General features: G+C 36.6%; 15 protein-coding genes. 10 read left to right on the top strand and 5 right to left on the bottom strand.

All coding sequences use genetic code 11. The features are described from left to right. Positions 1 to 25 precede the first annotated feature (25 nt). Complete coding sequence (locus FS608_RS06920; RefSeq protein ID WP_144548501.1) at positions 26 to 799, top strand: arylamine N-acetyltransferase family protein; 774 nt, start codon at positions 26 to 28, stop codon at positions 797 to 799. Positions 800 to 876: 77 nt separating this feature from the next. Here the strand turns inward: FS608_RS06920 and FS608_RS06915 are convergent, their stop codons facing one another. Next, on the bottom strand, positions 877 to 1119 hold the full coding sequence (locus FS608_RS06915; RefSeq protein WP_144548500.1) for a glutaredoxin family protein: 243 nt from the start codon (positions 1117 to 1119) through the stop codon (positions 877 to 879). A 441-nt stretch (positions 1120 to 1560) separates the two neighbouring features. Between FS608_RS06915 and FS608_RS06910 the strand changes: the two genes are divergently transcribed. The 5 genes from FS608_RS06910 to FS608_RS06890 all read left to right on the top strand — a co-directional run bounded on the left by FS608_RS06910 (position 1561) and on the right by FS608_RS06890 (position 6002). Then, positions 1561 to 2265 carry a FadR/GntR family transcriptional regulator gene (locus FS608_RS06910; protein ID WP_144548499.1) on the top strand — a complete coding sequence of 235 codons (705 nt, stop codon included), beginning with the start codon at positions 1561 to 1563 and terminating at the stop codon, positions 2263 to 2265. Positions 2266 to 2517: 252 nt separating this feature from the next. Then, positions 2518 to 3294, top strand: coding sequence for an alpha/beta fold hydrolase (locus FS608_RS06905; protein ID WP_144548498.1), 777 nt, complete (start codon positions 2518 to 2520; stop codon positions 3292 to 3294). 80 nt (positions 3295 to 3374) lie between these two features. Beyond that, positions 3375 to 4283 (top strand): fumarylacetoacetate hydrolase family protein, encoded by a 909-nt coding sequence (locus tag FS608_RS06900; protein ID WP_144548497.1) that lies wholly within the window; start codon positions 3375 to 3377, stop codon positions 4281 to 4283. Between the two features lie 84 nt (positions 4284 to 4367). Then, positions 4368 to 4622 (top strand): hypothetical protein, encoded by a 255-nt coding sequence (locus FS608_RS06895; RefSeq protein WP_144548496.1) that lies wholly within the window; start codon positions 4368 to 4370, stop codon positions 4620 to 4622. Between the two features lie 96 nt (positions 4623 to 4718). Continuing rightward, entirely contained in the window at positions 4719 to 6002 is a 1284-nt protein-coding gene (locus tag FS608_RS06890; RefSeq protein WP_186328638.1) for a metal-dependent hydrolase family protein, read from the top strand. Positions 6003 to 6676: 674 nt separating this feature from the next. Here the strand turns inward: FS608_RS06890 and FS608_RS06885 are convergent. The 4 genes from FS608_RS06885 to FS608_RS06870 form a co-directional block, all read right to left on the bottom strand. Next, positions 6677 to 6919 carry a glutaredoxin family protein gene (locus tag FS608_RS06885; RefSeq protein WP_144548494.1) on the bottom strand — a complete coding sequence of 81 codons (243 nt, stop codon included), beginning with the start codon at positions 6917 to 6919 and terminating at the stop codon, positions 6677 to 6679. Positions 6920 to 7097: 178 nt separating this feature from the next. Continuing rightward, a complete protein-coding gene (locus FS608_RS06880) occupies positions 7098 to 7868 on the bottom strand; it encodes an IclR family transcriptional regulator (RefSeq protein WP_186328637.1) in 771 nt (256 codons plus the stop codon). A 13-nt stretch (positions 7869 to 7881) separates the two neighbouring features. Beyond that, on the bottom strand, positions 7882 to 8481 hold the full coding sequence (locus tag FS608_RS06875) for a VOC family protein (RefSeq protein WP_144548492.1): 600 nt from the start codon (positions 8479 to 8481) through the stop codon (positions 7882 to 7884). Positions 8482 to 8547: 66 nt separating this feature from the next. Beyond that, positions 8548 to 8751, bottom strand: a complete 204-nt coding sequence (locus tag FS608_RS06870) for a VOC family protein (RefSeq protein WP_144548491.1) — start codon at positions 8749 to 8751, stop codon at positions 8548 to 8550. A gap of 469 nt (positions 8752 to 9220) precedes the next feature. On the opposite strand from FS608_RS06870, the gene FS608_RS06865 reads away from it, so the two are divergent. The 4 genes from FS608_RS06865 (at position 9221) to FS608_RS06850 (ending at position 13666) form a co-directional block, all read left to right on the top strand. Next, on the top strand, positions 9221 to 10678 hold the full coding sequence (locus FS608_RS06865; RefSeq protein ID WP_144548490.1) for an aldehyde dehydrogenase family protein: 1458 nt from the start codon (positions 9221 to 9223) through the stop codon (positions 10676 to 10678). Positions 10679 to 10740: 62 nt separating this feature from the next. Beyond that, a complete protein-coding gene (locus FS608_RS06860; RefSeq protein ID WP_144548489.1) occupies positions 10741 to 11511 on the top strand; it encodes a LuxR C-terminal-related transcriptional regulator in 771 nt (256 codons plus the stop codon). Positions 11512 to 11537: 26 nt separating this feature from the next. Further along, positions 11538 to 12836 carry an MFS transporter gene (locus FS608_RS06855; protein WP_144548488.1) on the top strand — a complete coding sequence of 433 codons (1299 nt, stop codon included), beginning with the start codon at positions 11538 to 11540 and terminating at the stop codon, positions 12834 to 12836. A 56-nt stretch (positions 12837 to 12892) separates the two neighbouring features. Next, on the top strand, positions 12893 to 13666 hold the full coding sequence (locus FS608_RS06850; protein WP_144548487.1) for an SDR family NAD(P)-dependent oxidoreductase: 774 nt from the start codon (positions 12893 to 12895) through the stop codon (positions 13664 to 13666). The last annotated feature ends 18 nt before the right edge of the window (positions 13667 to 13684 follow it).

The following is a 13684-nucleotide window of genomic DNA, read 5'->3' as shown; positions in this document are numbered from 1 at the left end:
AAAAAAAGTGCTTGGAGGAGAATTAATGCAAAACCTGACAACTTTATTTCATAAAAGAATAGGTATGCCGGAAGATCAAAAAATTTCCTTTGAAAAGTTACCAGAGGTTCTTGAAAAAACTGCACAAAACATCCCGTTTGAAAATTTATCAATCATTGAAAACAAAACTGGTAGGATTACAAAGGAAAATTTAATCAACAAAGTGGTGGAAAAAAATGAAGGCGGACTTTGTTACGAATTAAATCCGCTTTTCTATTTCTACCTCATAGAAAATGGCTTTAACGCAGTCCTCACAGACGGTGTTGTTTATAATCATTCTGTGGGGGAGTATATTCAACTTGGCAGGACGCATGTAACGGTGCTTTTAAATCACGAGGGACAGACGTATTTGATTGACACCGGATTTGGAGGGAATTTACCTTTAAAACCCGTACCTTTATCGGGCGAGACAGTTGCTTCTGATAATGGAGAGTTTAGAATTAAAAAAGTAAATCATGAACTTGGGGATTATTTTTTAGAAATGAAACTAAAGCATAAGGATACTGAGTGGAAGATAGGCTATGCTTTTGATTCGCGGAAATCTATTGATGATACTAATTTGAATGAAATCCAATCGATTATTGCCGAACACCCGCAATCTTCATTTAACAAACATCCTTTAATTACCCGACTTACCAAAAACGGAAATATTACCTTAACAGATTCCACATTTACCAAATGGGCCGATGGAATTCTAACTAAAGAGGCAATTGAAAACAAGAAATTCAAAGAGCTGGCAAAACAACATTTTGGGCTATAAATTAAAATATGAAGACAAAAAACACTGATGACAGTAATGTTCGCTGTTCACACAGTGTTTTTTCTTTTCGTATTGTTTTAAATCCCTAATAGTTCAGCCAATTTCACTTGATCAAATCCTAGGATCACGTCTTCATGATCTCCATCTTTGATAATGGTTGCTGGTGTAGCAGCAGCACCTAGCCCTATAAGTTCATGCAGATATTGATCGTTTTTCCGGATGTCCCTCTCTTCAAACTCAATCCCATTTTCTTTAAACCATAATTTTTCCGCATGGCAAGGCGGGCATGTTTCTTGTGAATAAATAATCACTTTTTTCATTTTATGACCTCCAGTTCATTAGAGTTATTGTACACAAATTTTGTTTACATGGGTACAATTAATACTGAAGATATTACTTCACGCTTAAGGGTTAGTACTTTGTGAAAAATAATTGGTCATCAGCTACTTTAGAATAACCATGCTTTTCGTGAAAAATAAAGGTAGACTCGACCTTTTAAAAGAAGTTGGTTCTCAAATAGATTTAGATAGGTAGTTAGCATACTGAAGAAATATTTATGCTAGACGCAGATTTTCTTATTTTTCAATATTTGTTATTCGAATCGAAAAATCTTCCTGAGGTGCTTTTTTTTCTTTAATAACAAAATCAAGAGCTCATGTTATGGTAAACTTAAAATTATAATATAATATTATTTGTTAAAATATTTAATATAATCTATATTCAATTTTTGTCGTTTTACTGTAAAGGATGGGGAATCGATAGTGGCTATTTATAACTTAACTGATCAATTAATTCATGAGCTTGGAAAACAAATTATTAATGGAGATATTATTCCAGGAGATACACTTCCTAAAATAGAAACCTTAAGTGAGTTACATGGGGTTAGTCGAACCGTCGTGAGGGAGGCATTTAAGGGATTGGCTACTCGTCGTTTAGTGAAATCCATTCCTAAATTAGGAACAATTGTATCTCCTCGTTCGGAGTGGCAATGGTGGGATACAGATGTATTAGCATGGGCATCAGATTCAGGAAATAATCGAAATTTCTTGTTAAAATTAAATGAACTCGGCTTTGCAATTGAACCTGTTGCAGCTAAGTTAGCGGCTAAGAACGCAACGCAAGCTGATATTGAAAAAATGACAGAATGCTATTCTCTTCTGGAAAAGTCATTAGGGGATAAAGATACATGGGCTCAGACTGATTATGAATTCCATAAAAGTATTTACGAAGCTTCTAACAATGAACTTCTCGTGAATATGTTACAAATGTTGTCTAAAGTTCAATTAGATTATCGATATGCTACAATAGCCAGTATGAATCAAAAACAGTATGCAACAGAAAGATACTTACAGTTTCATAAAGAGTTACTAATTGCTATTTGTAACCACGATGAGAAAATGGCCGAGGAAAAAATGTATGAACTACAAGAAGAGCTTGCAGTGATTCTCACGGGTATAAACGATTAAAAAGGTGTTTTTCTAATTATTCAGCTTAAAAAAGTCAACTTCATGAATAATGGTAACGTTCAACTCTTAAATTCACTTGAATTTAGGAGTTTTTTTATTCTGGTTCAAACAAAAAAAATAATATAATATTATTTATCAGAATATTGACAATAAAAAAATAAATAATATAATAATATTTAATAGGAAGACGATGGGGTGATAATAAAATCATTTTTACCTGCTGTCTACTAAATTCATATTTTGGAGGAAGCTATGAGAAAGCAAATTAGAGATATTCAAGTTAATGTAGAAGTGAAAGGGTCAGGCGAGGCTGTGGTCTTTGTTCATGGGCTAGGAGGGGACTTGAACATTTGGCATAGCCAGGTAAATACATGTTCCCGTCATTTTAAAACGGTTACATATGATCTGCGTGGTTCAGGACGGACCGATGTATCACCCCCCGATTACTCTATCGAATTATTCGTTGAAGATCTAAAAGCACTACTAGATAGTGAATCGATTAAAAGCGCTCACATAATTGCTCATTCGATGGGCACATTGATTGCTGAACATTTTGCGGTAGCCTATCCTGAAGTTGTCAAAAGCATGACGCTTGTCGGCGGTTTTACCGAACCACCCGAAGGAGCACGAAAAGCGTTAGCGGATCGCTCTACTTTGGTTAGAGAGAACGGAATGGAGGTAATTGCCGATACCATTCTAGAAGGTGGATTCTCCAATTATTCCAAGACAAATCTAGCAGTCATGGGTTTAGTTAGGTCTTTGCTTTTGACAAATGATGCGGAAGGATATGCTGCGTCATGTCGGGCCCTAGCGGAGGCTAAGGCAATTAGTCATCAGGAAGTAGAAGTACCAGTTCAACTGATTGTTGGGGAGGAAGATAAAACCACTCCACTATCAATGTCAAAAGCCCTATACCATAGCTTTCCAAACGCTGATTTGGTTGTGCTGTCTGATTGTGGACATTGGGCCACAATTGAAAAGCCGAATGAGGTAAATACAGCAATTTTGGAATTTATCAATAGGATTTAGGAAAGGTAAAGTCCTTCGCAATTGTAGGGGGAGCAAAATCACTTCACAAACTATTAAACTATCTAAGGAGAATAAAAAAAATGTATCTTGCATCTTTTTTTCATGACGGGAATTTGAAGTTTGGATTTAGAAAAGCGGATGAAAGTGCCATCATCGATGCTGTTAAGGCAGAAAAACAACTATATTCCCAAGCTATCTTGCCGAATACATTACAAGGGGTTATTGAAAATTCAGAGGCTTTGGCACGTCTTAAGGAAATAAACCAGCGGGAGTCAGAAGTTAACGGAGATGCGATTCTTCCTTTAACTGATGTGTTACTAGAAGCTCCGATTCCACAGCCAAAACGAGATATCATTTGTTTAGGTCTTAATTATCGAGAACATGCAATGGAATACACGACAGCAATGGAAGAGGAACAAAATCTTCCACAATACCCCATCGTATTTACTAAAGCAACTACGACGGTCATTGGACCAGATCAAAAGATTAAAAGTCATCGTCATGTGACAACTAAAATTGATTATGAAGCAGAATTAGCCATTGTAATTGGTAAAGAAGGAACAAATATATCAAAGAAAGAAGCCTATGATTATATTTTCGGTTATACCATTATCAATGATGTTTCGGCACGGGATCTCCAAAAACAACATAGCCAGTGGTTTCTAGGGAAGAGTTTGGATACATTTGGACCAATGGGGCCATTTCTAGTTACTGAAGATGAAATTGAACGCCCGGTAAAGCTTGATATTCAGTGCAGGGTGAATGGAGAGGTAAGGCAAAATTCTAATACAAATCTCCTTATTTTTGATATCCCAACTATTATTGAAACGGTTTCCGGTGGTGTAACGCTTAAGCCAGGGGATATCATTGCGACCGGAACTCCAAAAGGTGTAGGACTTGGTTTTGACCCACCTAAGTTCTTAAATGAGGGCGACGTGGTGGAAGTGGAGATTGAAAAAATCGGAGTATTAAGGAACTTTGTTTCTTAGAAATTTCGTATTTTTTTATCCGTTAGAAGAAAAGGGGAGTTCTCCCTCCCCTATTAAAAAAATTATTGGAAGGATGGTTGATTGATGTTAGATAAGGTACTTTTAGCTAAAAATACTGTTTATTATTCAGATGAACAATTAGATGCCATTTCTAGAGGCTTTTGCCCGAATTGTTTACCCAAATATTCTCCTTATCGTATTCTTGGAACCTATTATGATGAAAAACTTAAAATAAGCCTTCACCATGTTAAGTGTGATAATCTAGTTGAATGCGAGTGGGATGAAGAGGTTCCAGCAATCCGAGAAGATAATGGACTGGAAGGTTTTTTCAATTCTTAGGTGTTAATTGGTTTCTAACCTTGCCCTGATGTAATTTCCGGGAACAAGTGTTGAACATACATTTTTTAAAATGAAGAAATGAAAGGGGTTTCAAAAATGAAAGCAAAATTATTAAAAAATGGTTTATTGATTGACGGAACAGGGGCAGCAGCAAAGCAGGGAATCGATGTACTAATTGAACGCAACAAAATCACTGCTATCGGGACGAATCTTTCTATTCCGGAAACTTACGACCCCGATGAAGTAGATGTTATTGAATTAAACGGAAAAACCATTATGCCAGGAATGGTTGAGGCACACACTCATTTCACATGGCAGGATTCCCTCTATATTCAAGATATCGATTTTAAACCGATTGAAGAAACCATGATTGGTGCTATTTTGAATGCAGAAACGATGCTTAAAAGCGGCTTTACATCTTGTGTAAGCGCTGCTGCTCGAGGTCGCGTGGACATTGCTTTGCGCGATGCCATTAATCGCGGACAAGTACCTGGTCCTCGAATGCTCGCAAATGGTGCCGAAGTATCTGCAACAGGCAGTTTTGTTGATTTACATCCAAACCATGTTCGAGTTCATGGACTATCCTTTTTAGCGGATGGCGAAGATGAGGTAAGAAAAGTAGTAAGAAGTTTGTTTAAAGAAGGGGCAGACCTTGTCAAGGTTAATGTGAGTGGAGAAAGTTTAACTGCTCACGCAACAGGTGAAATGACACTTTATACCTACAAAGAGGTCAGAGCTGCTGTAGAGGAAGCCCATGCCCGTGGGAAAAGAATCTATGTACATGCTAGAACATCAGATGCTGTAAAAATATGTGTAAAAGCAGGGGTAGACATTATCGGTCATGCTGATTTTATTGACGATGAAGCATTCGACATGCTCGTACACGATAAAGAACGTTTATTTGTTGTGCCAGCCTTAAATTGGCTTGTATCAACATTAGAGCATGGTGCTGATTATTTCGGACAAGAAGCACTTGATGCAACAGGATATAAAGAAGGGTTACAAATTGCACTAAAAAATATGAACCGACTTTATAAAGCGGGGGTACGTATACTGCCAGGTGGTGATTATGGGTTCAAATGGTGCCCTCATGGTGGATATGCACGTGACTTAGAGCATTTTGTTAAGTTAGTAGGAATGACACCAATGGATGCAATTGTAACCGCTACCAAATATGGAAGTCAAATTATGCAGATGGAAGATAAAATTGGTACCATTGAAGTTGGAAAACTTGCAGACATCCTCGTAGTAGATGGCAACCCATTAGATAATATTGCAGTCCTACAAGATCACGACAAATTAAATCTTATCCTAAAAGATGGAGAGTATGTTGTTCGTACACTTGAAGTAAGCCGTGAAGTTGAGAGTGCGGCTGTTTAAATTGGAAAGCCATCGCTTCTTGCGATGGTTTTACCTTTTATATTCGTGAAATTATGCCGGGAAATTACAATAAATACTTACTAACGAGGATGATTATGACTCAAAAAATTTTGTATTGTTTTCGTAATAGAACAAACCAAGTAGAAGAGCAGATTAAAAATAAACTTGAAGAAATAGATATTGAGTGTTCGATCACTCCAACCTATTGTATGAAACTTTGTATTTTCTGCGAAAACTTAAATGTAGTAATCGTAAATCAAGATATTATTATGGAGAAAAATCAAGATCAATTAATATCAAAAATATTGGAGAAGCTAGTGTAGCTAAATTAAAGCTGATGTGAGGTTAGAAATAGTACGTTTATGGCTTTTACTCAACAGCGAGATAGGTTAATGAGTAAGTTGAGCAGTAATATTTAAAGGTTGAAACTTGATGGCTTTATTGATCACTGCTCATTCTTTATGTATGTTCGCAAAATCAAAAAACAGCAGGTAATCTTCTATTATTGTAGAAATTATTATGTGGATTGTATATTCTTAGCTAAATCGAATGGGACAAGGGTGGTATTAGTATGTTACTAAAGCCAAAAAAATGGCGAACAGTGACAGTCACTGTTCGCCATTTAAGTTTCATTATGAAGGCTTGATTTCAAATATCAAGCCGTTTGACATACCTTATATCCCTAATATTTCAGCCAATTTCGCTTGATCAAATCCTAGGATCACGTCTTCACGCTCTCCATCTTTGATAACGGTTGCTGGTGTAGCAGCAGCACCTAGCCCAATAAGTTCATGCAGATATTGATCGTTTTTCCGGATGTCTCTCTCTTCAAACTCAATCCCATTTTCTTTAAACCATAATTTTTCCGCATGGCAAGGCGGGCATGTTTCTTGTGAATAAATAATCACTTTTTTCATTTCATTACCTCCATTTCATTAGAGTCATTGTACAATGAATTCTGTTTCTATGGGTACAATTATATTCGGAAGTGATAACAACAAGGATATTGTAAGTATTCCTAAGCTTAGGAGAATAATGAAAAAAGAAGGGACTTCCAAAATAGTCAGTTACCTGGCTTTTTGGACAGTCCCTTTGTTATTTTTCATATCCAAGATTTGTTGAAATTTTTTCTCCAGCCTGACGTGTTAATTCTTTGGCTCTTTCAATTTCTTCTGGTGCAAAATGGATTGAGGGTCCTACAACACCTATTGCAGCAAAAACCTCTCCTTCTGCATTAAAGATAGGGGAGCCTATTCCTGTAACGCCAATATTAGTTTCATCTATTTCGACCGCTACCCTATCTTGTCTAATCTCCTCGAATTGCTTCATTAATGATTCCTTATCCACGACTGTATGTGGAGTCCATTTGGGAATCGGATTCTCGGATAAAGATTCATGATATTCAGCGGGTTTGTATGCCATAAATACTTTTCCAACAACTCCATAGGTAATTGGTTTACTTTCATGAACAGAAGACGAAAACTTTAAGCCAGCTTCACTTTCTTTTTTAAACACATAGACCATATTTTCATCTTCCAATAAGCTCATGAGGACGGTTTGGCCTAATACTCTTTGCAAGTCTGTTAGGATTGGAGTGGCAACCGTCAGAATATCGAGTGAAGCAGAAAGAATTCGAGAATAACGGAATAGCTGCAGGCCAAGTTTATAGGTAGCGGCATTGGAGTCATAATGGATAATTCCCCTTCTTTCTAACGAATAGAGTAAGCGGTAAGCAGTTGCTTTTGGGAGGCCAGTTAGGTTAATAATTTCTTCAATAGTAAGTGCTGGTTTAGCTTTGGTAAACACATCTAAAATATCAATGGCTTTATCCACCGAATGATTAAATTCAATGTTCAGTTTCCTCATATAGAAATAGACCTCACTTTTTCGGTAATTCCCTTTTCCATGGAGCACCAGATCCCCATAAGTTAACGGACTTCGGATCATTCTTCCAAACCCTAGGAGAATAATCAATGTAATGATCTCTGAACTTCTCTAGTTCACATGAATATTCGACGCGATTTCCATCAGGATCTAATGTAAAGAAGAACAGATTGTTTCCTGGGCCATGCCGGCCAGGTCTCCATACAATTTCAACATTTTGATTACTTAGATAATCACACCATTCCTTAAAAGAAGCCCAATCAGGCAGTTCAAATGCAAAATGGTCGAGGCCTTCGGCCGTATGGGCAGCAGCGGCAATAGTATGGTGTTCAGGATCGGTTCTCATCCAAACTAAATTCCCTCCTTCAACCATATCGGAAATTCGGAAATTAAGTACTTCTTGATAGAAGTTTGCAAGTTTCATTGGTTTAGGGGAAGCGTAGGTCACATGTTGTAAACGGTTAAGAGTTGGGCCGAAACGAGAGGGAGTATTTGCTGATTGGGATGATTGAGATTGCGAATAGTATAATTTTAATGGATGACCATCCTGATCCTTAAACCTTAGCTCTGATCCATATATATCGCTTTCTGTCATTTCAAATGGGATATCTTTCTCTGTTAGTCGCTCAATAATGACCTTCCATTCTTTCTTTCCGCGAACTTAAAAACAGATTTCTCCTAATGAAGCAGTTTTAGACTTTTGTAAGATTAGGGAAGGGAAGTGGTTTCCGAACCCTAATAAGACACGGTCCGCTGTCGATTCCTTAATTTTTACTAAACCGAGGTACTTTTGATAGTAATTTGTCATGGATGCAAGGTTGGGTGTATTAAATTCAAGATACTCAACGTGCTCAATTAAAAACATGTATTCACTCCCCTAGATTAATAATTTCGGTTTGCGATTTATCGATCTGGTCGAATAAAAAACCAATTCAGTATGTGAATCGATTAATTCTAATAATGAATTAACCAAAATTTATCATGAAGTTTTCCTTTTGTTGATTGATTATGAATTTTCTAATAAATCATTCTTGAGAGGTATGATCGTTAGAAAAGTAAAGGGGAGTAATAGATATAGACAGTGACTAAAGTATTAAAAGAATAGTGAATTTTCTCTAAAATTTTTTTAATACCACCTATTCATGGGATGCGGAAAAAAGTTTCCATGCTTATAATAGGATTTATTATCAGATTATTCATAATTTTTTAGAAGGGAGAGAAAAATAGAGATTACGAGCTTTATTATTTGCTGACAGGGTAAACCTATAAAAGCCCAAAAAATAACCTGCTTAATGGAGTTTTACTATTGAAAATTAATAGGATGGTGGATATGGATGAGTATAAAACAAAGTTTAAATCAAATTGACTTATGGATTAATAATGAGGATGTATTAACTGACAGGTACGTTGAAGTACGTGACCCTGGTAGATTAACTGATGTGATTGGAATGGTTGCACAGGGAAATCCTCTACATGTTGATCAAGCCATCCGTTCTGCTCATGAGGCATTTTTATTCTGGAGGGATATCAGTGTAGAGGAAAGAAGCCGCTTACTTTTGAAATGTGCTGAGCTATTAGAAACTGATATAGAAAAATATGCTTCCATTTTAACTAGAGAAGTAGGTATCGTTCATTCACAAAGTGTTTGGGAAATGTATGGAGCGATGTTTTGCCTTCGAGGAGCAGCAGAATTGGCTGAGGACTTTTTTAAGCCTGAGGTAATGGAAGATGTGCATACTTTGATAAATATCGAGAAAGTTCCATTAGGAGTAGTAACAGCTATTATCCCATGGAATGTACCATTGGCAATTGCAATGAGTAAAATTGCACCTATTTTAGTAACAGGGAATACGGTTGTAATTAAGCCTTCACCATTTGCTACTATGGCTGTATCAATGGCTTTAAAGGAGATGTCAAAACTTTTCCCGCCAGGTGTCATTAATATCGTCCACGGTGGAGCTGAAGTAGGTGATGTTCTTACATCACATCCATTAGTACGAAAGATTACGCTTACCGGTGGGGACAAAACGGCAAAAAATATTATGAAATCGGCCGCAAATTCACTGAAACGTCTCCACTTTGAACTAGGCGGAAATGACCCTGCTATTTTATTGGATGATGCACATTTAGAAAAGGCAATACCTGAAATTGTTCAGATGGCATTTACTCGTTCGGGGCAGATTTGTGTGGCAACAAAACGTGTTTATATTCCAGAAAATAAATTTGCTCAAGCTTGTGAAATATTCATAAAGCATATGAATGAATTTAAGATTGGTCACGGGTTAAATGAAAACGCTACCTTCGGGCCGGTTAATAATAAAATGCAATATACGCGGGTAAAAGAATTGATCGAAAGAACAAAGGAGCAATCAACTGTTCTCGAACTAGGTGAAAAACTAGAGCCTGAAAATTGGCATAATGGTTATTATATTCAACCAACAGTTGTTATAAATGCAAAGCCTGAACAGGAAATCGTAACTTGTGAACAATTTGGTCCGATCATTCCATTAGTATCCTATCGAAATGAAAAAGAACTTATCCAGATGGTTAATAATACCGAATATGGATTAGGATCGTCAGTTTGGACTTCAGACTATGAGAGAGGATTTTTATTTGCTAGAAATATTGAAGCGGGAATGACAGGAATCAATGGAAGTATCGATTCACCTCTTGGATTTAATAATGTTCCATTTGGCGGTGTCAAACAGAGTGGTTTCGGCTGGGAAAGAGGAAAATCTGGATTAAATGAATATGTAAATTATCATGGGATCACCTATCACAAAAACAAATAATTTTTTGTTAAGGCTGCCGATTTTATATTCTGTATATTCATAAAAGCAGGAGGGGTGTTAGATTGAAAGTAGATTTAGAATCAGTGTTTGCTAATTTAGCTCATAATCAGCAGCTAGCATTATTACGTTTTACAGATACGATAATGAATTCTACTAACCTAGATCAATTATTCAACGATTGTCTATCCTTAATACCCAAGATCATACCGGGTGAGTCATTTATGATTGTGCAACATGATTACAGGAATAATAAGAATAAGTACTTCATCACAAAAGGGATTTCTCTCGAAGTAATGAAGCGTTATCACCAAATTTGTCATCGGGATCGGAATTACCAATTAATGATGTCTACCAAACAAACATTAACGAATCGAAACAACTATAAAGATGATGAGTGGCAGCGGACGGAAAGTTTTCGATTAGTTTTTGAACCTACGGGGATTTTCCATTTTGCGGCTTCTCCAGTTTTGGTGAAAAACAATGTAAACGCAACCATTCATGTACATCGTCGCTTCCATCAGCCATTTACCATTCATGAAATAAAGTGTTGCCAGCTATTAACCCAATATTTATCAAAAGGAATTGAAATGCTCTTTCCATCAAATACAGATCAATCCATTTATTATGATGACGTCTGCCTTACACAACGAGAAAATGAAGTATTACAGCTGCTGGGAAGGGGATTAAAGGTTGCGGAAATTTCTATAAGGTTAGGAATCACTCCTAACACTGTAAAAGATCATCTCAAAAAAATCTATTCAAAGTTAGACGTTTCTACACGTTCTGAAGCAGTTGTTAAAGGGATAAAAAAAGGGCTTTTATATATAGGATAACAATTGCTAGTTTAATAGCCTTAAATATGTCTTTCAAACTATTAATAAATGTGAAAGAAGGTGTAGGGGTGCAAGATTTAAATATTCATTCAAAAAAATATGAAAATTCGGTTGCCTTTCTATTTTTTCTCTGTTGGGGATTTGTATTCTTTGACCAATCCGCTTTAGCCTTGCTATTTCCTTTAATTGTTGAGGAAATTCCATTAAATACTGCGCAAATTGGCCAAATAAGCATGCTGCAAATGATTGGCTTTTCCATTTCAGCTCCAATATTTGGGATCTTAGCCGATCGTTTAGGTAGAAAAAAACTTTTCCTAGTATTATTTGCTTTAGGCACATCTCTGTTTTGCGGTTTAACTACAATGGCTAATTCATTTGAATATTTACTAGTAATTAGAACATTATTGGGAATTTGCGAGGGTGCCGTCCTCCCAATTATGATAACAATCCTTGCATCTGTTTCTAGTCCTCATAAATTTGGACGTAATGTTGGAATTGTTTATGCAGGTGCTGCAGTTATTGCAACGACAATTGGACCAATAATCGCTACTCAATTGGCCACGATGACGACCTGGAGAATTACCTTTTTAATCATTGCTTTACCAACATTAATTATTTCCTTCTTTATCGCAAAATTGGTTAAGGAACCAATTAATAAAGTTGATGTAAATACAGACAATCCAGTAGAAAAACAAAAGGCAAGCATAATGGAACTTGTAAAAAACAGAAATGTCGTTTTATGTCTCATACTTGGTATGTTTGCTTTTGCAGGGGTCTGGATTACACTTTCTTATTTACCGATCTATTTTACGACTGGGCTAAAAATGCCAGTGGAAAGAATGGGCTTGATCATGACTTTATCAGGAGCCGTCACTATTTTTTGGCAAATCCTAGTGCCCGCTTCATCGGATAAAATCGGTCGTAAGCCTGCATTAATCGGTTTTTATGCATTGGCCATAGTTTCTCCGCTCATGTTGTATTTGACACAAGGGAGTCAATTTGCAATTTTCCTTTATGTTGCAATCGGCGGTGTTTGTTTATCCTTAACAGCGATCTTTAATAGTGTTATCCCAATTGAAAGTGTGAAGCCAGAATTAGCAACAACCGCTACATCCTTAATCCAAGGTATTGGTCAATTGGTGGGATCTCTAGTAGTTGGTTTTGCCGGAACATTTGCAAATGTTCACGGAATATCAGTAATCATGTTACTTATTGCAGGAGTATTTGCTGTATGTGCTTTATTAGGCTTTATATTAATTGAAACAAATCAAAGGAAAATAAAAATTAATACTCAGAGTCCTCAACCGGTAGTTAATGATTTATAAAATCATTTCCAATAGTATTCAATCATTCTTTTAATAACTTAATGGAGGTAATTATTATGACGGAATTTGCAAGTAAGGTCGTTATTATTACAGGTGCAGCAGGTGGAATTGGGAAAGAAACAGTCAGAAAATTCGCGAAAGAAGGGGCGAAAATTGCACTAGTTGATTTAAACTACGAAGCTCTTCAAGCAACAGCAAAAGAATTGGCACTAGAGGAGGATCAATATATTTTAATAGCTGCTGACGTATCTAAGGAAGAGGAAGTAGCTAATTATGTACAAAGGACGAAAGAAAGATTTGGACAAATTGATGTATTCTTTAACAATGCTGGAATAGAAGGAGCTTTTGCATTATTAACAGACTATCCATCTGATGCCCTTGATAAAGTAGTTAATATAAATATTAAAGGGGTATTTTATGGTTTAAAACATGTTTTACAAGTAATGCAGCAACAAAAATCTGGTTCCATTATTAATACGGCTTCCGCTGGTGCAAAAGCAGCATTACCATTTACAAGTGCGTATATAGCTTCAAAAGCCGCTGTTCTTGGCTTAACGAAAGCCGCTGCAATGGAATATGCAGAACATGGTATTCGAGTAAATGCGATCTGTCCAGGACCAACGAATACTCGGTTTATGAGATCCGTTGAAGCATCATTGTCACCTGGTAAGACAGAAGAGTACCAGGCGATGGTTAGACAGTCAGTTCCACTAGGACGATACGCTGAACCGGCTGATATTGCGAATACAGTTTTATATTTAGCTTCAGAAAACTCAAGCTATGTTACTGGTACGGATATAGATGTAGACGGTGGTTATTTAGCGAGATAATAGTTCAAAAAGCAAGAG

The organism is Bacillus sp. X1(2014) (assembly GCF_007678255.1).
This window is presented reverse-complemented; position numbering and strand designations above follow the sequence as displayed.